The organism is Rhodanobacter sp. Root561 (assembly GCF_001427365.1).
Lineage (GTDB): Bacteria > Pseudomonadota > Gammaproteobacteria > Xanthomonadales > Rhodanobacteraceae > Rhodanobacter.
The window spans coordinates 264,999-286,619 of record NZ_LMGH01000015.1 but is presented as its reverse complement, the minus strand read 5'-3'; the positions used below and the strand labels follow the sequence as shown (position 1 = coordinate 286,619).

At 67.2% G+C, this 21,621-nt stretch carries 15 protein-coding genes, 1 tRNA gene and 1 pseudogene; 8 read left to right on the top strand and 9 right to left on the bottom strand.

Features of this window, described 5'->3' with window-relative positions:
• Positions 1 to 58: 58 nt before the first annotated feature.
• The 3 genes from ASD55_RS16330 to ASD55_RS16320 form a co-directional block, all read right to left on the bottom strand.
• On the bottom strand, positions 59 to 2,341 hold the full coding sequence (locus tag ASD55_RS16330) for a nitric-oxide reductase large subunit (protein ID WP_056767791.1): 2,283 nt from the start codon (positions 2,339 to 2,341) through the stop codon (positions 59 to 61).
• Positions 2,342 to 2,558: 217 nt separating this feature from the next.
• A complete protein-coding gene (locus ASD55_RS16325) occupies positions 2,559 to 3,320 on the bottom strand; it encodes a cyclic nucleotide-binding domain-containing protein (RefSeq protein ID WP_056767789.1) in 762 nt (253 codons plus the stop codon).
• Between the two features lie 153 nt (positions 3,321 to 3,473).
• On the bottom strand, positions 3,474 to 4,865 hold the full coding sequence (locus ASD55_RS16320; RefSeq protein WP_056767787.1) for an MBL fold metallo-hydrolase: 1,392 nt from the start codon (positions 4,863 to 4,865) through the stop codon (positions 3,474 to 3,476).
• 164 nt (positions 4,866 to 5,029) lie between these two features.
• Between ASD55_RS16320 and ASD55_RS16315 the strand changes: the two genes are divergently transcribed.
• The 5 genes from ASD55_RS16315 to ASD55_RS16295 are packed head-to-tail and all read left to right on the top strand — an operon-like array spanning position 5,030 to position 8,437.
• Entirely contained in the window at positions 5,030 to 5,302 is a 273-nt protein-coding gene (locus ASD55_RS16315) for a PepSY domain-containing protein (RefSeq protein WP_056767785.1), read from the top strand.
• 29 nt (positions 5,303 to 5,331) lie between these two features.
• Positions 5,332 to 5,928 (top strand): cytochrome b/b6 domain-containing protein, encoded by a 597-nt coding sequence (locus tag ASD55_RS16310; RefSeq protein ID WP_056767782.1) that lies wholly within the window; start codon positions 5,332 to 5,334, stop codon positions 5,926 to 5,928.
• Positions 5,929 to 5,932: 4 nt separating this feature from the next.
• Positions 5,933 to 6,607, top strand: coding sequence for a response regulator transcription factor (locus tag ASD55_RS16305; protein ID WP_056767885.1), 675 nt, complete (start codon positions 5,933 to 5,935; stop codon positions 6,605 to 6,607).
• A complete protein-coding gene (locus ASD55_RS16300) occupies positions 6,604 to 7,983 on the top strand; it encodes an ATP-binding protein (RefSeq protein ID WP_056767779.1) in 1,380 nt (459 codons plus the stop codon). The genes ASD55_RS16305 and ASD55_RS16300 overlap by 4 nt, the downstream gene beginning before the upstream one ends.
• A gap of 31 nt (positions 7,984 to 8,014) precedes the next feature.
• The gene (locus tag ASD55_RS16295) at positions 8,015 to 8,437 is read left to right on the top strand and encodes an OsmC family protein (RefSeq protein ID WP_056767778.1); all 423 of its coding nucleotides are present in this window, start codon (positions 8,015 to 8,017) and stop codon (positions 8,435 to 8,437) included.
• A gap of 103 nt (positions 8,438 to 8,540) precedes the next feature.
• Here ASD55_RS16295 and ASD55_RS16290 read toward each other — a convergent pair whose 3' ends face one another.
• Positions 8,541 to 9,827 (bottom strand): divalent metal cation transporter, encoded by a 1,287-nt coding sequence (locus ASD55_RS16290; protein ID WP_056767775.1) that lies wholly within the window; start codon positions 9,825 to 9,827, stop codon positions 8,541 to 8,543.
• 179 nt (positions 9,828 to 10,006) lie between these two features.
• Here ASD55_RS16290 and ASD55_RS16285 point away from each other — a divergent pair, with 179 nt between their 5' ends.
• Positions 10,007 to 12,406 carry a phosphoketolase family protein gene (locus tag ASD55_RS16285; protein WP_056767773.1) on the top strand — a complete coding sequence of 800 codons (2,400 nt, stop codon included), beginning with the start codon at positions 10,007 to 10,009 and terminating at the stop codon, positions 12,404 to 12,406.
• Positions 12,407 to 12,420: 14 nt separating this feature from the next.
• On the opposite strand, the gene ASD55_RS16280 is transcribed toward ASD55_RS16285, so the two are convergent.
• The 5 genes and pseudogenes from ASD55_RS16280 to ASD55_RS16260 form a co-directional block, all read right to left on the bottom strand.
• A complete protein-coding gene (locus tag ASD55_RS16280) occupies positions 12,421 to 13,614 on the bottom strand; it encodes an acetate/propionate family kinase (RefSeq protein ID WP_056767770.1) in 1,194 nt (397 codons plus the stop codon).
• Positions 13,611 to 14,519 (bottom strand): annotated as a pseudogene (locus ASD55_RS16275) (bifunctional enoyl-CoA hydratase/phosphate acetyltransferase); the annotation flags it as partial. The gene ASD55_RS16280 and the pseudogene ASD55_RS16275, both read right to left, overlap by 4 nt.
• A gap of 113 nt (positions 14,520 to 14,632) precedes the next feature.
• Positions 14,633 to 17,158 (bottom strand): cation-translocating P-type ATPase, encoded by a 2,526-nt coding sequence (locus ASD55_RS16270; protein WP_056767768.1) that lies wholly within the window; start codon positions 17,156 to 17,158, stop codon positions 14,633 to 14,635.
• A 22-nt stretch (positions 17,159 to 17,180) separates the two neighbouring features.
• The gene (locus tag ASD55_RS16265) at positions 17,181 to 17,618 is read right to left on the bottom strand and encodes a universal stress protein (RefSeq protein WP_056717146.1); all 438 of its coding nucleotides are present in this window, start codon (positions 17,616 to 17,618) and stop codon (positions 17,181 to 17,183) included.
• A 193-nt stretch (positions 17,619 to 17,811) separates the two neighbouring features.
• Entirely contained in the window at positions 17,812 to 18,372 is a 561-nt protein-coding gene (locus tag ASD55_RS16260) for a GspH/FimT family pseudopilin (protein WP_082542832.1), read from the bottom strand.
• 152 nt (positions 18,373 to 18,524) lie between these two features.
• Here ASD55_RS16260 and uvrB point away from each other — a divergent pair, with 152 nt between their 5' ends.
• Positions 18,525 to 20,549: an excinuclease ABC subunit UvrB gene (gene uvrB, locus ASD55_RS16255; protein WP_056717148.1), complete on the top strand. Its 2,025-nt coding sequence runs from the start codon at positions 18,525 to 18,527 to the stop codon at positions 20,547 to 20,549.
• Positions 20,550 to 20,638: 89 nt separating this feature from the next.
• A tRNA-Val gene (locus ASD55_RS16250) sits at positions 20,639 to 20,713 on the top strand.
• Positions 20,714 to 21,621 lie beyond the last annotated feature (908 nt).

Below are 21,621 nucleotides of genomic sequence, written 5' to 3'. Positions count from 1 at the left end.
CGCTGCCGGGGAACGGGTAAAGCATCAGGGCGCGCCGTGTGGCGCGCCCTGATGCAAGTCACGCGTTGTTGCGAACCGCTCGTGGCGAGGTCGCCGTTGCCGTCCGTCGTTTCGGGAACAGCCACAGCGCGGCCACGAAGACCGAGATCAGCAGCGCGCCGATGGCGAACAGGGTGTCGCCCGGCACGCGCATCCACACCAGCATGTGGATCAGCGGGCGATCCATGAACTCGGCGGAGCGGGCGAACCAGTAGCCGTGCTCCAGCACCGCCTTCAGCTGCAGGATGCCCAGCGGCAGCAGGGTCAGCGCAGCCATCAGCGAGAGGCCGATGTTGAGCAGCCAGAACGAGCTCTTCAGCCAGCCTTCGCGCCACTCGGCGTCCGGCTTGATGCCGCGCAGGCAGAACAGCATCAGGCCCAGGCCGAGCATGCCGTACACGCCGAACAGGGCGGTGTGACCATGCGTGGCGGTGAGGTTCAGGCCCTGCATGTAGTACAGCGCGATCGGCGTGTTGACCAGGAAGCCGAGCAGGCCGGCGCCGACCAGGTTCCAGAAGCTCACCGCCACGAAGAACATGATCGGCCAGCGGTAGCGCGCCATCCACGGCGCCTCGTGCTGCTTCTTCCAGGTGTCGTACGCTTCCATGCCGATCAGGGCCAGCGGCACCACTTCCAGTGCCGAGAAGCTGGCGCCCAGCGCGATCACCGCCGTGGTGGTGCCGCTGAAGTACAGGTGATGCAGGGTGCCGAGCACGCCGCCGGCCATGAACACGATGGTGGCGAACAGCACGTTGGTGGTGGCCGTGGTCACCCGCAGCAGGCCCAGGCGCACGAACAGGTAGCTGATCACCGCGGTGGCGAACACTTCGAAGAAGCCTTCCACCCACAGGTGCACCACCCACCAGCGCCAGTACTCGACCATCGCGATGTGGGTGTGCTCGCCCCACATCAGGCCGGCGCCGTAGAGCAGGCCGATCGCCACCGTGGACAGGAACAGCAGGCCCACGATCGAGGCGCCTTCCTTGTTGCGGTTCATCGCCGGCCACAGGGCGCGGCCGACCAGGAACAGCCACAGCATCAGGCCGATGAACAGGAAGATCTGCCAGAAGCGGCCGATGTCGGTGTATTCCCAGCCCTGGTGGCCAAACCAGAAGTTGTACTTCAGGCCCATCTTGTCCATCACCGCGAACCACTGGCCGGCGAACGAACCGACCACGATGACCAGCAGGCAGACCCACAGGAAGTTCACCCCGAGCCGCTGGAATTTCGGTTCATGGCCGGAGATCAGCGGCGCGATGTACAGGCCGGTGGCCAGCCACGCGGTGGCGATCCACAGCACGGCCAGTTCGGTATGCCAGGTACGGGTGAGGCTGTACGGCAGGTAGTTGGCCAGCGCGAAGCCGTAGGCTTCCTGGCCTTCCACCTGGTAATGCGCGGTGGTGGCACCCAGCAGGATCTGCGCGAGGAACAGGCCCAGCACGGTCCAGAAATACTTGCCGGTGGCCTTCATCGACGGCGTGGCCTTGAACTCGGTCAGCGGGTCGCGCGCCGGAACGACCGGCAGCGGTTCATGGCTGACCTGGCGGGCGTGATGCCAGCCAAGCAGGCCGATGCCGAAGATCATGAACAGGATGCTGAAGACCGACCACAGGAAGCTGGTCGAGGTCGGCGTGTTGCCGGCCAGTGGTTCGTACGGCCAGTTCTGCGTATAGCTCATCGGCTCGTTCGGGCGTTGCGTGGCGGCCGCCCAGCTGGTCCACCAGAAGAACGCGGTGACCTCGCGCCGGTGTTCCATCTCGGCCACGGTGTTCTCGCGCATGGCGTAGCCTTCGCGCAGCTTGTGCGTGGCCGGGTCGTTGCCGAGCAGGCTCATGTAGTGCGCCGCCACGGCTTCCATCGCGCGGGCGCGCAACGCCGAGACGGTGATGGTGTTGCTGGCCGCGTCCCAGGTGTTGGTGCGCAGCTCTTCCTGCACGCGGGCCTTCAGCGGGGCCTGCTGTTGCGCGGTCAGCGTGTCGTAGGGGCCCAGGCCGGCGTCGCGGGAAAGCAATTCAAGCATCGCCATGCTTTCGCGATGCAGCCAGTCCGCGCTCCAGTCCGGCGCCAGCAAGGCGCCATGGCCCCAGATCGAGCCCAGCTGCTGGCCGCCGATGCTCTGCCAGACCTGCCGGCCTTCTTCCATGTCGCCCTTGGTGTACAGCGTCTGGCCGTCTGCGGTGACGACGGCGGTGGGCAGCGGCGGTGCCTGCTGGTGGACCTCCTTGCCGACCCACAGCAGCACGGCGAAGGAGGCGACGAGCAACGCCGCCAGCCCCAGCCAGAGTTTTCGGGTGGTACTCATGGTGCATCTCCCTGAAAGATGCGCGCATGCTGGTCGAGGCGACCGTCGTCGTTGTTGATGCAGGTCAAGCGAACCCTTCGCCTGCCTGCGCGAATTGTCGCGGTGGCCGTGCCGCGGACGCGAATGGGCCGCAACTCTTCGCCGATCGCGCGGCGCAGGCGTCATGCAGGGATGGGAAGCGGGTGCTGCCGGGGCTGGCCCGGCCGGTCGGTCAGGCCTAGTTGGCTTCGCGATGCTTCGCGGCGGCCACGCTTCCGCGACACAGCCCGGCCAGCAAATCGGGACGGCGGATGCGTACGGCCTTCCGGTTCACTTCGAGCACGCCCATCTCCTCCATGCGCGAGAACAGGCGGCTGACCGTCTCGACCACCAGGCCGAGGTAGTTGGCGATGTCGTAGCGCGACATCGACAGGGTCAGCATGCTGCCGTCGCGCTGCAGGCGCTGGTAGCGATCGGACAGGCTCTTCAGGAAGATCGCCAGCTGCTCCTGTGCCTGCTGCCGTCCCATCACCACCGTGTGCCGGTGTTCCTCGACCACCTCGCGGCTGACCACGCGCATCAGCTGTCGATGCAGCGCCGGCACCTCGCTGGTGACCTGTTGCAGGCGCTCATACGGCAGCTCGCAGATGCTGCTGCGCTCCAGCGCTTCTGCCTGGCTGACGTGCCGATCCGTCGCCAGCGCGTCGAAACCGACGATGTCGCCGGGCAGGTGGAAGCCCAGGATCTGCACAGCGCCGGTGTCGTCCTGCACGAAGGTCTTCAACGAGCCCGAACGCACCACGTAGAGCGCGTGGAAGGGATCGCCATCGCGATACAGCGCGCCGCCCCGATCGAGCATGCGCTTGTCGCGGATCGTCATGTCGAGCTTTTCGAGGTCGTCGCCGCCAATCCCGGCGGGCAGGCACAGTTCACTCAAGGCACAGGACGAACAACTGCGGCGCAGCTGGTTCAGGTCGAGCACGGCGGATTCGTCGGCCATCGTTTCCTCGGTGGCGCCTGCGGTGAACCCGGTTGGGTGCCGCGTCGGCGCGGAGTCTGGCCGCACCATAACATGCGGCACAGTCGCCGCCCCCGGCCGTCCACCGGCAGGCCGGCGCCGAAAGTGTCAGCTCTGGTGACCCACCCGCGTCGTTCAGTCGATCCTGATCGGTTCGTGCAGGCCGGGCAGCTGGCAGGTCACGCCTTGTGCGGTCAGCACCTCCTGCATCGCCTGCATGCCGCGGTCGTACTCGCCGTGCACCAGGTATACCTTGCGCCGCGGCGCATCGCCCAGCCAGGCCAGCAGCGAAGGCCGGTCGGCGTGCGCGGAGAAGCCGTTGATGGTCCACACCTGCGCGCGCACCGGGATATCCTCGTTGAACACGCGCACGCTGGCGGCGCCGTCGATGATCCGCCGCGCCAGCGTGCCTTCCGCGGCATAGCCGACGAACACCACGCTGCTGCGCTCGCGCCACAGGTTGTGCTTGAGGTGATGGCGCACGCGCCCGCCGTTGCACATGCCCGAGCCGGCCAGGATGATCGCGCCGCCGTCGACGTTGTTGATCGCCATCGACTCGCTGGTTTCGCGGGTGAAGTGCAGGCCGGGCATGGCGAACGGGTCGCCGTGCTGCAGCTCGTCCAGGAAGCGCGGGTCGAAGCATTCTGGGTGGCGGCGGAAGATCTCGGTGGCGGAGATCGCCATCGGCGAATCGAGGAACACCCGCACGTGCTGCGGAATCGCGCCGCTGGCGATGCCGCGGTGCAGGTAGTAAAGAAGTTCCTGCGTGCGCTCCAGCGCGAAGGTGGGGATCACCACGTTGCCGCGCCGGTTCACCGTGTCACGGATGGCCTGGTACATCTCGTCGACCGAATCCGGCACCGAACGGTGCGGGCGGTCGCCGTAGGTGCATTCCATCACCACATAGTCGGCCGGCGGCGCGGGTGTCGGATCGCGCAGCAACGGGCGGCCCGGGTTGCCGAGATCGCCGGAGAACAGCATGCGGCGCTGCCGCTTGCCGTCGTCGAGCTGCAGCAGGATCGACGACGAGCCGAGAATGTGGCCGGCATCGAGGAAGCGTGCGGTGATGCCTTCGACCACCGGCACGGTTTCGTCGTAGCCGGCATCCGGGCCGAAGAAATCCAGCGCGTGCAGCGCGTCGTCCAGCGTGTACAGCGGCGGCGGCACCTCCTCGCCACGGCGGTTGCGGCGTCGCGCGCGGCGCGCCTCTTCCTCCTGCAGGCCGGCCGCATCGAGCATCACCACCCGCGCCAGTTCGCGGGTGGCGGCCGTGGTGATGATGCGGCCACGAAAGCCCTGGCGCACCAGCAGCGGAATCCGCCCGCAATGGTCGAGGTGGGCATGGCTCAGCAGCAATACGTCGATGCCGGACGGGTCGAAGCCGAACGGCTCGGCATTGGCCCGCTCGACCTCGTCGCTGCCCTGGAACATGCCGCAGTCGATCAGCACGCGGCGATCGTTGCAGGTGACCAGGTGGCAGGAGCCGGTGACCTGTTTGGCGGCGCCGTGGCAGCTGTAGATGATCATGCGGGTCTTGCTCCGGATTGCGCAGTCCACCGGACTTTCCCATGAAGCCCGCGCCACCGTACTGACCGACGTCAACCACGGCGTCGACGCACGCTTAAGACCCACGTAAGCCTTCCCGGTTGCAATGCCGTCCAAGGCAATCATGCCGATACCGGAGAAGCACCATGAAGCGCATCGTCATCGCACCGTTGTTCCTTGCTGCCGCCGTCCTGTCGGCGTCCGCCTTCGCCGCACCCCAATGCACCAATGCGCCGCGTGCGCAGTGGCTGACCGAGGCGGCGATGAAGCAGAAGGTGCTCGACCAGGGCTACACCATCAAGGTGTTCCAGGTCTCGGGTAACTGCTACGAGATCTACGGCAAGGACAAGGCCGGCAAGAACGTGGAGATCTACTTCGACCCCACCGACGGCCGCATCGTCAAGAAGAAGGGCGGTTGATCGTCACCTGACTCGAGCGAGGACAAGCCATGAACGCGATGGTCAAAGTGTGGGACCCGCTGGTCCGCCTGTTCCACTGGTCGCTGGCGGGCTTGTTCCTCGCCAACTTTTTCACCGATGAGGGCGAGCTGGTCCACCGCGGTTTCGGTTACGCCATCCTGATCCTGATAGCCGTCCGTTTCGTGTGGGGCTGGGTTGGCACGCGGCACGCGCGCTTCGCCGACTGGGTGCCCGGCCCGCGCCGGGTGCGTGACTACCTGCGCCAGCGCCTGGCCGGGCGCTCGCGGCGGCAGCTCGGGCACAACCCGGCAGCCGCCGTGATGATCCTGGCCCTGCTGGTCGGCGTGCTGCTGGTCGGCGTCACCGGCTGGCTGCAGACCACCGACCGGTTCTTCGGTGAAGGCTGGCTGGAGGAGCTACATGAAGTGCTGGCCTACGGCGTGCTGGGGCTGGTGGTGCTGCACGTGCTGGCCGCGGTGGGCGAGAGCGTGCATTACGGTGAGAACCTGGTCGCCTCGATGATCCACGGTCGCAAGCGGGCGCTGGGGCAGGATGCCGCAGCCGGCGAAAAAACGGCGCCAATTGCTGCAAGTCAATTGAATGGCCCGATCGCGCGACAAGAATGAGGCCATGCGCATCCTGCTTGCCGAGGACGACCGGGCACTGGGGCAGGCGCTGGCCGACGGCCTGCGCCAGCTCGGCTATGCGGTGGACTGGATCACCGACGGCAACCAGGCCGCCGCCGCGCTGGCCGACACGACATACTCCGCCGCCGTGCTGGACTGGAACCTGCCGCGCAGCAGCGGCCCGGCGATCATCGCCGGCATGCGCCGCCGCCAGGACGCCACCCCGGTACTGCTGCTGACCGCCCGCGACGAGCTGGCCGATCGCGTCGCCGGGCTGGATGCGGGTGCGGACGACTACGTGGTCAAGCCGGTGCACCTGGACGAGCTCGCCGCGCGCCTGCGTGCGCTGCTGCGCCGCGCCGACGGCCAGGTGGAACCGGCGATCCGCCTGGGCGCTCTCGAAGTCATCCCGGCCGCGCGCGCCGCCATGCTGGAAGGCACGACGCTGGACCTCACCGCACGCGAATACCAGGTGCTGGAAACCCTGGTGCGCCATCCCGGCCGCGCCTACTCGCGCGACCAGCTGGAGGAGGCGCTGTACGGCTGGGACCAGGAAGTGGCCAGCAACGCGGTGGAAGTGCACATCCACCACCTGCGCCACAAGCTGGGGCCAGGCTGGATCCGCACCTTGCGCGGCATCGGCTACGCGATCAACCGGCCCGGCGGGGCGGCCGCATGATCCGACCCTCGCTCAACCGGCGACTGGTGCTGCGGCTGCTGACCGGCATCGTGCTGGTGTGGTGTGTCGCCGCCGGCTGGCTGGGCTGGCGCAGCCTGCACGAGGTCGACGAGATCTTCGACCAGATGCTGGTGCGCACCGCCGCCAGCGTGTTCGCGGTAATGCCGGATGACGCCGCCCGCGTCGGAACGGTGCGCCTGCCGGACAAGCCGCTGCTCGACTCGGACGATACCGCCCAGCGGCCGGCCATCGTGCTGCGCGATGCGCGCGGCGAACTGCTGGTCGAGAGCGCCGAACTGCCGCTGCTGCGCTTCGACCCGGGTGATGCGCACTTCCATTCGATCGTGCACGACGATCGGCGCTGGCGGGTGTTCCAGCGCTGGGATGCGCAGCATCGGTACTGGGTCCAGGTCGGCGCGCCGCTGGACGAACGCGACGAACTGCTGCGCAAGCTGCTGGCGCCCGCGTTGCTGGCCCTGCTCGCGCTGCTGGTGCTGGTGCCGCCGATCGTGTTCGCCGGCTTGCGCAGCGGGCTGAAGCCGCTGCGCCAGCTGGCGCGCGGCCTCTCCGCCGGTGCCGATCCGGCCGCCGCCTCGCTCACCGATGCGCGGGTGCCGGTCGAGCTGGCACCGTTCACCGAAGCGATCGACCAACTGGTCGACCGCCTGCGGCTCAGCCTGGAACACGAACGCCGCTTCACCGCCGACGCCGCGCACGAATTGCGTCACCCGCTGGCCGCGCTGCGGCTGGAACTGGACCTGGCCGGGCGCGGTGACGATGCGCCCGGGCGCGCGCAGCATCTGCAGCGCGCGCATGAGGCACTGGACCGCATGCAGCGGCTGGTGGCCCAGCTGCTGATGCTGGCGCGAGTCGAGAAACTGGCCGAACTGGACGACGCCGGCCCGTTGCGCCTGGTGAGCGTGGCCGAAGCGGTCCTGCGCGACGCCAGCGAGCGCGCGTCGGCGCGTTCCATCGAGCTGTCGCTGGACCATGACGGCAACGACTTCGTGCTGGGCAGCCGCAGCCTGCTCGACATCCTGGTGCAGAACCTGCTGGACAACGCGCTGCGCCACGCGCCCGACCACGGCCAGGTGAACCTGCGCGTGGGCGGCCGCGACGAGCAGGTGACGCTGGAGGTGAACGACAACGGCAGCGGCTTCGCGGACGCTGCCGTGGCGCGGCTGGGCGAGCGCTTCCACCGCCCCGAGGGCAGCGTCGGCGAAGGCAGCGGACTGGGCCTGTCGATCGCCCGGGCGATCGCCCACCTGCACCACGGCGAGCTGGTCTTCGGCCGTTCCCCGCTGGGCGGCGCGCAGGTCAGTTTCAGCCTGCCGCGCGTGGCGACCGACGCGGCGCATGCTCCCGGCTACGTTTGATCCATCGGCCCTCGTATCCTGGAGAACTCGCATGACCGAACCCGCCCGCAAGCTGAGCTTCCACGTCGTTGCGCATCGCACTGATGCCCACGGCAGCGTCGCCCGCTGCAAGAGTGCCGAACTGTCGCTGGATACCGATCTGGCAGGTCGCCTCGATGCGTTCAACCCCGCCGAACTGCTGCTGGCTGCCTTGTCGGCCTGCATGATCAAGGGCATCGAGCGAGTGACGCCGATGCTGAAGTTCCAGTGGCGCGGGGTCGAGGTGCGCGTGCACGGCGTGCGCCAGGACGTGCCGCCGCGGCTGGAGTCGATCGACTACGAGATCCTGGTGGACAGCGACGAGAGCGAGCAGCGGTTGGCCCTGCTGCACGATAACGTGCGCAAGTTCGGCACGGTGTTCAACACGGTCGCGCCGGGCACTCGTCTTTCCGGCGTGTTGCGGCGAGCGGATTGAGGATGTCCGACGCTTCAATGTCCGGCCCGAGGTTTTTAGCGGCGCCGTCGCATGAGCGAGCCACTCTGCGACCGGGTTCATCGAGAGCCATGCTGCCGTGCTTTCAATTCCCCCACGTGACGAACATCACCACGGCAGCCGTCGCCATGGCCGCGGTAGCCAACCAGCCGAAAATCTTCAGCGGCCACGGCATGGTGAATTTGCCCATGACCTTGCGCCGCGAGCCCATCAGCATCATCACGACCATCAATGGCACGGCGGTGACGCCGTTGATCACCGCGCTCCAGTACAAGGCCTTGATCGGGTCCAGCGGCGTCAGGTTCAGCGCGATGCCGGCGAGGCTGGCGACGATCAGCACGGTGTAGAAAAACCGGGCGTTCTGCGGCTTGTATTCCAGACCGCTGCGCTGGCCGAAGGCGCCAGCGGCGGCATAGGCGGTGGCGCCGGCCAGCACCGGCACGGCGAGCAGTCCGGTGCCGATGATCCCGGCGGCGAACAACGCGAAAGCCAGGTCGCCCGCCAGTGGCCGCAATGCCTCGGCCGCTTCGGCTGAGGTCTGGATGTCGACCTTGCCGTGTGCGTGCAGCACGATCGCGGCGGTGAGGATGATGAAGAAGGCGATCAGGTTGGAGAAGATCATGCCGACCGTGGTGTCGATGCCGATGCGGCGCAGGGCGCTCGGTGCCTGCTTCGGCGCGCGGCGCAACGGTTTGCGGCGCTTGCTGGACGTCATTTCCTCGACCTCCTGCGCCGCCTGCCAGCAGAACAGGTAAGGGCTGATGGTGGTGCCGAGCAGGGCGACCAGGCCGACCGCATATTGCGCATTCCAGCGGATGGGCGGCAGCACCACGCTCTTCAGCACGACCAGCCAGGGCACGCCGATCACCAGCACGGTGGCCACGTAGGCAAACAGGCTGAGGGTGAGCAGTTTCAGGATCGGGGCATAGCGCGTGAAAGGAATGAACACCTGCAGCACCAGCGACAACAGTGCGAAACCCGCGGCATAGATCAGTGCCGGGCCGCCGATCAACAGTTTCAGCGCGGCGCCCATGGCACCGATGTCGGCCGCCAGGTTGATCACGTTGGCGAACACCAGCGAGGCCGTCAACGCGTAGACCAGCGGATGCGGATAGTGCTTGCGCATGCCGTCCATCAGGCCGTGGCCGGTGACGCGGCCGATGCCGGCGCTGACCGCCTGGATCGCGATCATCAGCGGCATGGTCAGCACGATGCACCACAGCATGCCGTAGCCGAACGCGGCGCCTACCTGCGAGTAGGTGGCAATCCCGCTGGGGTCGTCGTCGGCCGCGCCGGTGACCAGGCCCGCGCTCAGGTTGGCCCACACCGGCCTTTCGGTACCGCCATCTTCGGTGTTCCTGCGCACAGTCATGGGTGTTTCCGGTGGAGTGGTTGCCGACCGGGCCGGTGTCGCAGGTCAGTGCCCGTTGCCCAAGTGTGGTCGGGAGTCGGCGCGGTTGCACGACATGCGGCAATGTGCTGCATCGGAATTCGCGAATACCGGTACATACTGCGGGCACACGGGCTTCCAGCCCGCCGGGGATACTGTCGATGGCGATCAACCTGGATGGTTCGCCGGCCGATGCCGGCTCGTTACGGGGTGTCGATGCCTGGTGGCGTGCGGCGAACTATCTCTCGGTCGGGCAGATTTACCTGCGCGCGAATCCGCTGCTGCGCGAGCCGCTGGCGCCGGCGCACATAAAGCGCATGTTGCTTGGCCACTGGGGCACCACACCGGGGCAGAACTTCATCTACGCGCACCTGAACCGGGTGATCAGGCAGCACGATCTGGACATGCTCTACATTTCCGGGCCGGGCCACGGCGGGCCCGCCGTCGTGGCCAACGCCTACCTCGACGGCACGTACAGCGAGGTCTATCCGCAGATCGGCCAGGATGAGGCCGGCTTGCAGCGGCTGTTCAAGCAGTTCTCGTTCCCCGGAGGGATCGCCAGCCATGCCTCGCCGGAGTGCCCGGGCTCGATGCACGAGGGCGGCGAACTCGGCTACTCGCTCAGCCATGCGTTCGGCGCCGTCTTCGACAACCCCGGCTTGATCGCTGCCTGTGTTGTGGGCGATGGCGAGGCGGAGACGGGGCCGCTGGCCACGGCGTGGCACTCGAACAAGTTTCTCGACCCGGTGGGCGATGGCGCGGTGCTGCCGATCCTGCATCTGAACGGCTACAAGATCGCCAATCCCACCGTGCTGGCACGCATCGGCCATGACGAGCTGGAGCAGCTGTTGCGCGGCTACGGCTGGACGCCGCATTTCGTGGTGGGCAGCGAACCGGCCGCCATGCACCAGGCGATGGCCGCGACGCTGGACGCCGTGGTGGCGCAGATCCGCCAGATCCAGCGCGACGCCCGCGAAGGCGGCGTCACCACCCGGCCGCGCTGGCCGATGATCGTGCTCGATTCGCCCAAGGGCTGGACCGGCCCGGCCGTCGTCGATGGACGGCCAAACGAAGGCACGTTCCGCGCCCATCAGGTGCCGTTGTCGATTTCGTCGACCAGCCCGCCGGAACACCTGGCGCAGCTCGAGGCGTGGTTGCGCAGCTATCGGCCGGAAGAATTGTTCGACGAGGAAGGCCGTTTCCGCACGGAGTGGGCCGCACTGGCGCCGACCGGGGCGCGTCGCATGAGCGCGAACCCGCACAGCAACGGTGGCCTGCAGTTGCGCGACCTGAACATGCCGGACTTCCGCGATTACGCCGTCGACGTGCCGATCCCCGGTGTGCCCGGCATCGGTGACACGCGGATGCTCGGGCCGTTCCTGCGCGACGTGATCCGGCTGAACGCCGAGCAGCGCAACTTCCGCCTGTTCGGGCCGGACGAGACGCTGTCCAACGGCCTGGGGGCGGCGTTCGAAGTCACCGATCGGCAGTGGCAGGCCACCACCGTGCCGGGCGACGAGTTTCTCGCCCCGAGCGGGCGGGTGGTGGAGATGCTCAGCGAGCACCAGTGCGAAGGCTGGCTGGAAGGCTATCTGCTGACCGGGCGCCATGGCCTGTTCAACTGCTACGAGGCGTTCATCCATATCGTCGATGCCATGTTCAACCAGCACGCGAAGTGGTTGAAGATGACCGCGGCGATTCCGTGGCGACGCAAGATCGCCTCGCTGAATTACCTGCTGGCGTCGCATGTGTGGCGGCAGGACCACAACGGTTTCACCCATCAGGATCCGGGTTTCATCGACCACGTGATCAACAAGAAGGCCAGCATCGTGCGGGTGTACCTGCCGCCGGACGCGAACTGCCTGCTGTCGGTGATGGACCATTGCCTGCGTAGCCGGCACTACGTCAACGTGGTGGTCGCCGGCAAGCATCCGGCGCCGCAATGGCTGGCGATGGATGCGGCGGCGAGCCATTGCAGCCAGGGCATCGGCCTGTGGCCGTGGGCCAGCAGCGATCAGCACGGTGAGCCCGACGTGGTGATGGCCTGTGCCGGTGACGTGCCCACGCTGGAGACGCTGGCCGCGGTGTCGATCCTGCGCCGTTACCTGCCGGAGCTGAAAGTCCGTGTGGTCAACGTGGTCGATCTGATGAAACTGCAGTCGCCCAGCGAACACCCGCATGGCCTGGACGATGACGATTTCGACCAGTTGTTCACCCGCGACACGCCGGTGATCTTCGCCTTCCACGGCTACCCGACACTGATCCACCGCCTGACCTACCGCCGCGCCAACCACAGCAACCTGCATGTGCACGGCTACCAGGAGGAGGGCACCATCACCACCGCCTTCGACATGACGGTGCTCAACCAGCTCGACCGTTTCCATCTGGTGATCGACGTGATCAACCGCGTGCCGCGGGCGGGCGAGCGCGGCTTCTACCTCAAGCAGAAGCTGCTGGACAAGCTGGTCGAGCACAAGCGGTATATCGACGAGAACGGCGAGGACCTGCCGGAGATCCGCAACTGGGCGTGGAGCGCGGAGAACGCAGGCATGCTGGCGTAAGGCCGTGCCGTGCTTCAGCAGCGAATGATGGTGGCGGCAGCGCTGGCGGCCACCCATTCCTCGTTGGTGGGTTCCACCACCACACGCACCTTGCTGGACGCGCTGGAGATCACGGGTGCATGGTCGGCATTCGCCGATGGCTCCAGCTCGACGCCGAGGAAACCCAGGCCGGCGCAGATGCGTTCGCGGATCGCCACGTTGTGCTCGCCGACGCCGGCGGTGAACGCCAGCATGTCCAGGCCGTTCAGCGCCGCTGCCAGCGCGCCCACTTCGCGCACCGCACAGCGCACATACAGCTCCAGCGCTTCGCGTGCGCGTGCGTCGTCCTCATGCTGCAACAACACCCGCGGATCGGAGGAGATGCCGGAAACGCCGAGCAGGCCTGACTCGTGGTACAGCATCCGCGCCACCTGTTCGAGCGTCAGTTTGCGGATCTCCATCAGGTAGATCACCGCGCCGGGGTCCAGCGCGCCGCAACGCGTGCCCATCATCAATCCATCCAGCGCGGAGAAACCCATGGTGGTGGCGACGCTGCGCAAGTCCTGCAGCGCGCACAGGCTGGCGCCGCTGCCCAGGTGCGCCACGATCGTGCGGCCGCGCGCGGCGGTGCCGTGGCGCTCGCCCAACACCTGCGCCACGTAGGCATACGACAAACCGTGGAAACCGTAGCGACGCAAGCCCTGCTGCCAGGCCGAGCGTGGCAGCGGCAGCATTTTTTCCACGGTGGGCATGGTCTGGTGGAACGCGGTGTCGAAGCAGGCGACTTGCGGCAGCTGCGGCTGTTCGGCCAGCAGCGCGGCGATCGCTTCCAGCGCAAAAGGTTGGTGCAACGGCGCCAGCGGGATATAGCTTTTCAGCTCAGCCAGCACCGCGGCGTCGACCCGCGTCGGCTCGAAATACTTGCTGCCGCCATGCACGACACGGTGGGCGACCGCCACGATGCGGCGCTCGTCCAGCCGATCCCGGATGCGCTGGCGCAGCAGCGTCAGGGCCGAGAAATACGGACGTTCGGCGTCCAGTGTCAGCGGCTCGACAGCGGCGTCGATGGCGCTGAACACCGGCGTGGCACCGGTGATGCCCTCGATCGCTCCGCTCCAGTACGGCGTGCGCGACAGCGGCGCGTGGCGGGCATCGAACAGCGCGAACTTGATGCTGGAGGAGCCGCAGTTCAGCACCAGGATCAGCGGGCGGCCGGTAGCGTCGATCATGGCGGGGAGCCGCGGTAGTGGTGGGCGATCAGCACGGCCAGCGCGCAGGAGGCGATGCGTGATTCGCGCGGGTCGGCGCGGCTGGTCAGCACGATCGGCACGCGCGCACCCACCACCACCGCTGCGCTGGTCGCGCCGCCGAGGTATTCCAGTTGCTTGGCCAGCATGTTGCCGCTTTCCAGGTCGGGCACCAGCAGGATGTCGGCGCGGCCGGCCACGTCCGAGGCGATGCCCTTGATCTTCGCGGCGGCGGCGGAGATCGCGTTGTCGAAGGCCAGTGGCCCGTCCAGGATGGCGCCGGTGATCTGGCCGCGATCGGCCATCTTGCACAGGGCGGCCGCGTCCAGCGTGGCCTGCATGCGCGGGTTGATCGTCTCCACCGCGGCCAGGATCGCCACGCGCGGTGTGGCCACGCCCAGGATGTGGGCCAGGTCGACCGCGTTGCGCACGATGTCGGCCTTGTCCTCCAGCGTCGGCGCGATGTTGATCGCGCCATCGGTGATGATGAACGGGCGGGGGTAGGCTGGCGTGTTCATCAGGTAGCAATGCGAGATGCGCCGCGCCGTGCGCAGGCCGGACGTGGCGGCAATCACCGCGGCCATCAGTTCGTCGGTATGCAGACTGCCTTTCATCAGCGCGTCGACGTGTCCGCTGGCGGCCAGCGCCACCGCCCGGTCCGCCGCCGCGTGGCTGTGGGGTACGTCTTCGATGGGAATGCCGGCCAGGTCGAGCGCGCCGTCTTTCGCGACCTGCTCAAGCTTGTGGCGTGGCGCCACCAGCACCGGCTCGATCAGTCCGCAGCGCCGGGCATCCAGCGCGGCGGCCAGGCTGGTGGCATCGCAAGGATGGACCACTGCCATGCGCACGGTACCCAGCCGCCCTGCGCGCTCCAGCAGCGGTTCTCCGACGGTGGTGTGGGCGGGCGTCGTGGTCATGGCGTGGCCTCCGCTGGACCGGCGTGAGGTGGATGGGGGCGGGCCGGCGTGGGTGAAGATATCGCCTGTGGCGCGGTCGCGGGTCAAGGCGCCACAAACGCGCGCGGCCGCACATGTGTCGCGCGGCGCAAGAACTCCAGCCACGCGATCGCTGCCAGCAGCATGCCGGCGCTGGCGAGCAGCAGAGGGGCGTTGGGCAGGGCCAGGCCCATCACGCCGCGGAAAAAGGGCACGCCGATCACGATGACGAGCATCGCCGCCACGGCGCCGAACATCCGCAGCAGCCAGGGGTTCTTCGCTGGATGGCGGGCCAGCACGGGATGGGACAGGTCGCGGTTGGCCAGGGTCAGCAGGAACAGCCCCGCGATCAGCGCGATGAACACCGCGCTGCGGCTCTGCGCGGCGTCGAGGCCGTAGCCGGGCAGCAAGCCGTAGCCGAGCAGCAGGATGCCGGCAAAGCCCAGTCCCTGGATCACCGCGTAGCGCAGGTTGGCGGCGGCGAACGGGGATTCCGATGCTGCGCGCGGTGGCCGGCGCATGATGTCGTCGTCGGCCGGCTCGGCTTCGAACACGATCGAGCAGGCCGGGTCGATCAGGAGTTCCAGCAGCACGATGTGCACCGGCATCAGCAACACGGGCCAGTGCAGCAGGGTCGGCACCAGCGCCAGCGCGATGATCGGCATGTGCACGGCGAACACGAAGCGGGTGGCCTTGGTGATGTTGTCGTAGATGCGCCGGCCCTGGCGGATCGCGCGGACGATGCTGGCGAAGCTGTCGTCCAGCAGTACCAGCGCGGCGGCCTCGCGCGCCACGTCGGTGCCGCGCTCGCCCATCGCGATGCCGACGTCGGCGGCCTTCAGCGCGGGCGCGTCGTTGACGCCGTCGCCGGTCATCGCCACCACGTCGCCGCCTTCGCGCAGCAATTGCACCAGGCGTATTTTCTGCTCGGGCTTGAGTCGCGCGCAGAGGTCGACGCGACGCAGCCTTTCACGCAGCGCGACGTCGTCCAGCGCGGCCATTTCCGCGCCGGTGATCACCTCGGCGCGCTCGCTCAAGCCCACCTCGCGGGCAATCGCCCGTGCGGTGGCGGGATGGTCGCCGGTCATCATGATGATGCGGATGCCGGCGCTGCGGCATTCGGCGATCGCCGCCGGCACTTCCGGGCGCGGCGGGTCGACGAAGCCGAGCAGGCCGAGGAGGCGGAAGTCGAAATCGTGCTGGCTGCGCGGCCACGCCTCGCCCTGCCATTCGCCGCGCGCCACGCCCAGCACGCGCAGGCCGCGCTCGGCCATCGTCTCGACCTGGCGCAGGATCGCGGCGGCGGCATCCGCATCCAGGTGGCACAGGTCGATCACCGCTTCGGGCGCGCCCTTGGTGGCCAGCAGGTGCGTGTCGCGCGCGTCACCGCGGAACACGTGGGTCATCGCCAGGATCTCCGGCGACAGCGCGTATTCGAATTCCGGCGCCCACTCGGCGTGCACGTGTTCGGTGTCGGTGAGCCAGCGCAGGCCGAATTGCTGGATCGCTTTTTCCATCGGATCGAACGGGTCGGCCGGCGTGGCCAGCATGGCGAACTCGACCAGGGCGTGAAACGGCTCGGGCAACTCGGTGGCGCCCGCATCGCGGAAGCTGTCGCCGATCAGGTCCAGCTCGGCCACCTGCATGCGGTTCTGGGTCAGCGTGCCGGTCTTGTCCACCGCCAGCACCGAGATCGCGCCCAGCGCTTCCACTGCCGGCACGCGCCGGGTCAGCACCTTGTGTTTGGAGATCCGCCACGCACCGAGCGCGAGGAACACGGTGAGGATCACGGGGATCTCTTCCGGCAGGAGCGCCATGGTCAGGGCGATGCCGGCCAGCACGCTCTGCAGCAGGCCGTGACCGTCCCACAACCAGCCGAGCAGCGTATACGCCGTGGCCAGCAGCAGGCCGCCGACGGTGAGGTTGCGGATCAGCCGGCGCGACGCACGCTGCAGGCCGGACACCGGTTCGGCTGTATCGACCAGCGCCTGGCCGATGCGGCCGACCGCGGTGGCGCCGGCGATGGCGCGGACCTCGGCGACGCCCACGCCCTTGGTCGCCACGGTGCTTGCGAACAGCTGGCCGGTGTCTTCGCCGGGGAGTTTGGTGACCGGCACCGCCTCGCCGGTGAGCAGCGATTCGTTGACGTCCAGATGGCCGTCCAGCAGCACCGCATCGGCGGCGATGCGGTCGCCTTCATGCAGCACCAGCAAGTCGCCAACCACCACTTCGCGACCGGGAATGCGCACTTCTTCGCCGCCGCGGATCACCAGCGCGCGCGGCGCGGACAGTTCGCGCAGCGATTCCAGCGCACGCTGGGTCTTGCGCTCCTGCGCCAGGGTGATGCCGATCACGACGAACACGAACGAGAGCAGGAACGCTGCCTCGGCGCGGTCGCCCAGCGCCAGATACAGGCCGCCGGCGACCAGCAGCATCAGGAACATCGGCTCGGTCAGCACGCCGCCGATGATCGTGAGCATGCTGCGGGGTGCGCTGCCCGGCAGCAGGTTCGGACCGTGCGCGGCCAGCCGGCGCGCCGCCTCGGCCAGGTCGAGGCCGCGGTGCGCCGGTGATATTCCCTTCGCCTTCATGCCGCGGTCTGCGGGCCGTCGCTCAGCGGCAGACCAGCACCGGTACGTCGCCGTTGAGAATCACCTTGTGCGTCTCGCTGCCCAGCAACAAGCGATCGAAGCCGCGCCAGCCGTGCGAGGCCATCACGATCAGGTCGCACTGCTGCTTGCGCGCGGCGCCGACGATGGCCGAGTAGGGTCGTGCGTCGGTCTCGTGGCTGCCCTCGCAGGGAACTCCGGCGGCCTGTGCGCGCCGGCTCACGTCGGCCAGGTACTTCTCGGCGTTGGCGATGGCCTCGCTGGTATAGGTCGGTTCGTTGGCCTGGATGATTTCCGCGAAGTAGATGGAGGCGGGGAACGGTGCGATCACGTGGAAGGCGTACACGCTGGCGCCCAGCCGGGCGGCCAGCTCGATGCCGGTATCGACGGCACGCAGGGACAGTTCGGAACCGTCGACAGGCAGCAGGATGCGCTTGAACATGGCGAACTTCTCATGGGTTGTGGAAGGTCAGCGGCAGGTGTGGCCGCCATCGATGCCGGCCACGAACTTCGATTCGTCGGACGCCAGGCAGATCACGCGCCACGCGGTCTCCTCGGGGCTCGGAAGACAGCATGTTCGCATCCGCTGGACGAGGTATTGACCGGGATCAAGTGGGCGTCGGGTGCGCCCAGGGTCAGTTCAGATGGGCGCAGGTGGCGATCTGCGCTGCACTGGCCGGTGCGCCGCGAACCCGGCCGGCGTTGGAGACTACGACGGTGAGTGCGTCGCTGGCGTGCGCCGGCTGGCAGAACAGCAGGGTGATATTGCTGCCACCGGCGGTGCCGTCCGGGTGGAAGCGGACGACGTGCCTGCCATTGCTGCTCTGGATCAGCAGCTTCCCGCGATGGCCGCTGCCGACGCGCAGGGGATGCCCGTCCGGCTGGTCGTCGCCATTGCTGTCGTGCCCGACCAGCCAGCCCTCGTCCCAGCGGGTTTCACCGCTGCAGTTGCCGCCATCCCGGGTAGGGCAGAACAGCGAACGCCTGCCGCTCATCACGGCTGTCTGACGCGTGTGCTGCAGGGCGCTGATGAAATCCATCTGGGCAACCCGCAGTTCGTTGCGGCCGACCATGCGATGCAGGGACGGTGTGGCCACGCTGGCCAGGATGCCGATGATGGCGAGCACCATGATCTGCTCGATCAGGGTAAAGCCGGTTTGCCCGTGCCATGGCCTGCGGTTCCCGGGTATCGTCACGGCGTCGCCTCCTGCGTGGACCGGACATCCATGCTATGGCGCGGGTGTTTCCTCTCCAGTGGCCGCGCAGCCTCCCGTTCGTCGGCTTCTGGTGACACTTCCTGTCAGCAGGCCCGATTTAAAATGTCGCACCGCGCCCACATCTGTAGCCGATGACTGATCGCTTCCAACTTGTTGCTCCCTATCAGCCCGCCGGCGACCAGCCGCAGGCCATCACGCGTCTGGCCCAGGGTTTCGAGGCCGGCCTAGCCGCGCAGACCCTGCTCGGCGTGACCGGTTCGGGCAAGACCTACACCATCGCCAACGTGATCGAACGCGTGCAGCGACCGACCATCGTGATGGCGCCGAACAAGACGCTGGCGGCGCAGCTGTACGGCGAGTTCAGGGAATTCTTTCCGCACAACGCGGTGGAATACTTCGTCAGCTATTACGACTACTACCAGCCGGAAGCCTACGTGGTGGCGTCGGACACCTTCATCGAGAAGGATGCCTCGATCAACGAGCACATCGAGCAGATGCGGCTGTCGGCGACCAAGGCACTGCTGTCGCGGCGCGATTCGATCATCGTGGCCACGGTGTCGGCGATCTACGGCCTGGGCAATCCGGAGGACTACCTCAGCCTGCGCCTGATCCTGGCCACCGGCGAGCGCATCGACCAGCGCAAGCTGATCCACCAGCTGACCGAGCTGCAGTACACCCGCAACGAAATGGAGCTGCGCCGCGGCACCTATCGCGTGCGCGGCGAGATCATCGACGTGTTCCCGGCCGAATCGGAAACCGAGGCGCTGCGCATCGAGCTGTTTGACGGCGAAGTGGAGAAGATGGCGCTGTTCGACCCGCTCACCGGAGAAACCATCCGCAAGGTGCAGCGCTACACCGTCTACCCCCGCACGCACTACGCCAGCACCCGCGAGAGCGTGCTGAACGCGATCGAGACGATCAAGGTCGAGCTGAAGGAGCGGCTGGAATATCTGTACAGGGAAAACAAGCTGGTCGAGGCGCAGCGGCTGGAGCAGCGCACCCGCTTCGACCTGGAGATGATGGCCGAGGTCGGTTACTGCCAGGGCATCGAGAACTACTCGCGCCACCTGACCAGGCGCGCGCCGGGGGAACCGCCACCTACGCTGTTCGACTACCTGCCGGCCGACGGCCTGCTGGTGGTCGACGAGTCCCACGTTACCGTGCCGCAGTTGGGCGCGATGTACAAGGGCGACCGCTCGCGCAAGGAAACCCTGGTCGAGTTCGGCTTCCGGCTGCCCTCGGCGATGGACAACCGGCCGCTGCGCTTCGAGGAATGGGAGGAGCGCGTGCCGCGGGCGATCTACGTCTCCGCCACGCCGCGCGACTACGAACTGCAGAAGTCCGGCGACGCGGTGACCGAGCTGGTGGTGCGTCCCACCGGCCTGGTCGATCCGGAAGTGGAGGTGCGCCCGGTGCGCACCCAGGTCGACGACCTGCTCAGCGAGGCGCACAAGCGCATCGCGATGGGCGACCGCGTGCTGGTCACCACGCTGACCAAGCGCATGGCCGAGAACCTCACCGAATACCTGTCCGAACACGACGTGAAGGTGCGCTACCTGCACTCGGACATCGAGACGGTCGAGCGCAGCGAAATCATCCGCGATTTGCGCCTGGGCGAGTTCGACGTGCTGGTCGGCATCAACCTGCTGCGCGAAGGCCTGGACATGCCCGAGGTGTCGCTGGTGGCGGTGCTCGACGCGGACAAGGAGGGCTTTCTGCGTTCCACCGGCTCGCTGATCCAGACCATCGGCCGCGCCGCGCGCAACGTGCGCGGCAAGGCGATCCTGTATGCCGACAACGTCACCCGCTCGATGCAGGCCGCGATGGACGAAACCGCCCGCCGTCGCGAAAAGCAGCTGGCTTACAACGAAGCGCACGGGATAACGCCAAAGACCGTGGTGCGCCGCATCGCCGACATCATGGAAGGGGCGCGCAGCGATGCTGGCAACCGCCGTGGCGGCAAGTCATCGTCCCGCAGTCAGGCCGCCGTGGCCGAGCAGGCTGCCGATTACGCAGGCATGAGTTCGCAGCAGGCTTCGGCACTGCTGAAAAAGCTGGAGACGCAGATGTACAAACACGCGCAGAACCTGGAATTCGAGGATGCCGCCCGTCTGCGCGACCAGATCCATCAATTGCGCGAGCAATCGCTGCGTTGAGCCCGGAAAACCCGTTGCCGGCGGGATATTGTCGATCGCCTTCGGCTCCCGTATACTGCGCGGCTCGCGTGGCAGGTCAGGCGCGATACGGGCGGTTAGCTCAGCGGTAGAGCACTACCTTGACATGGTAGGGGTCACAAGTTCGATCCTTGTACCGCCCACCAATTGAAATCCAGAAGCGGCGCGATCCCCAGGGTTCGCGCCGCTTCTGTTTTCGGTCATCGGAATCGGCATCCTGACGTTCCCGGCATGGCAGGCGGGCGCATCCCGATGTCGAACTGGACTCCGTTTAGCTGATGCATCGATTTTCCTGCAATGGGAGATTCAGTGAATCGGCTTACCAGCGGCGCCGCCGTTTTCGGCCGGGCTGGCCGGCTCCTTTCCCGTGTGCATGATCACCAGGACGGGGCAAAAACCTACAGGAACTCGCGTCCGGCGATGCTTCTCAATCACATGATGCAGCAGCAATTGTCGTGTCGCGGCTGTCATCGGGCGCCGGCTGGTTGTTAGTTTGTTGTCATTACCGTCGACAGCTTCAAATTCAGCTTGCAGACAGGCGATTGCAGATGTACGTTATCGGGCGAACCAAGTTGGTTCAGGATTGAAGCGAAGCGCAGAAACCTGCCGTTTCGCAGATATCAGATTCAGGGGCCTCCGGGTATCACGGACTGTGCTGGCAAGTGCAGCATTTCGGTGACGATGGTTGATACGGGGGTTGCAAGACACTTCATTGCTGCAATTCGGCAGCTGGTGCGTTCGTCCGGATGAGACGGGCTTGGCCATGAGGTGGAAAGATCAGGGCGAGGCAAGCAAGGAGCCTCGTCGAGCCTGTCCGACGCATGGAATGAAGGGGGTGGACGATCACGCTTGCGAACCATCTGGTGGTATCGGGTCTGATCCGGAGACTGTGCCGGGATCCCCGCCGTGTGCCCATGGGCGCCGGAACCTGCAGTTCGCAGTATTTCGAAATTGCGCAATTCCAATTGATGCAACGTCCGGCTGATTGAACGGGTCCGGCTGTGCAGCGCATGTGCGCTTGCAGCTTTCGGGATGTCGGGCAGCAGCAATGAAG

What these genes read in the sequence shown, in the direction of transcription:
- ASD55_RS16330 (WP_056767791.1), bottom strand. Translation starts at nt 2,341, where the DNA reads ATGAGTACCACCCGAAAACTCTGGCTGGGGCTGGCGGCGTTGCTCGTC.
- ASD55_RS16325 (WP_056767789.1), bottom strand. Translation starts at nt 3,320, where the DNA reads ATGGCCGACGAATCCGCCGTGCTCGACCTGAACCAGCTGCGCCGCAGT.
- ASD55_RS16320 (WP_056767787.1), bottom strand. Translation starts at nt 4,865, where the DNA reads ATGATCATCTACAGCTGCCACGGCGCCGCCAAACAGGTCACCGGCTCC.
- ASD55_RS16315 (WP_056767785.1), top strand. Translation starts at nt 5,030, where the DNA reads ATGAAGCGCATCGTCATCGCACCGTTGTTCCTTGCTGCCGCCGTCCTG.
- ASD55_RS16310 (WP_056767782.1), top strand. Translation starts at nt 5,332, where the DNA reads ATGAACGCGATGGTCAAAGTGTGGGACCCGCTGGTCCGCCTGTTCCAC.
- ASD55_RS16305 (WP_056767885.1), top strand. Translation starts at nt 5,933, where the DNA reads ATGCGCATCCTGCTTGCCGAGGACGACCGGGCACTGGGGCAGGCGCTG.
- ASD55_RS16300 (WP_056767779.1), top strand. Translation starts at nt 6,604, where the DNA reads ATGATCCGACCCTCGCTCAACCGGCGACTGGTGCTGCGGCTGCTGACC.
- ASD55_RS16295 (WP_056767778.1), top strand. Translation starts at nt 8,015, where the DNA reads ATGACCGAACCCGCCCGCAAGCTGAGCTTCCACGTCGTTGCGCATCGC.
- ASD55_RS16290 (WP_056767775.1), bottom strand. Translation starts at nt 9,827, where the DNA reads ATGACTGTGCGCAGGAACACCGAAGATGGCGGTACCGAAAGGCCGGTG.
- ASD55_RS16285 (WP_056767773.1), top strand. Translation starts at nt 10,007, where the DNA reads ATGGCGATCAACCTGGATGGTTCGCCGGCCGATGCCGGCTCGTTACGG.
- ASD55_RS16280 (WP_056767770.1), bottom strand. Translation starts at nt 13,614, where the DNA reads ATGATCGACGCTACCGGCCGCCCGCTGATCCTGGTGCTGAACTGCGGC.
- ASD55_RS16270 (WP_056767768.1), bottom strand. Translation starts at nt 17,158, where the DNA reads ATGAAGGCGAAGGGAATATCACCGGCGCACCGCGGCCTCGACCTGGCC.
- ASD55_RS16265 (WP_056717146.1), bottom strand. Translation starts at nt 17,618, where the DNA reads ATGTTCAAGCGCATCCTGCTGCCTGTCGACGGTTCCGAACTGTCCCTG.
- uvrB (WP_056717148.1), top strand. Translation starts at nt 18,525, where the DNA reads ATGACTGATCGCTTCCAACTTGTTGCTCCCTATCAGCCCGCCGGCGAC.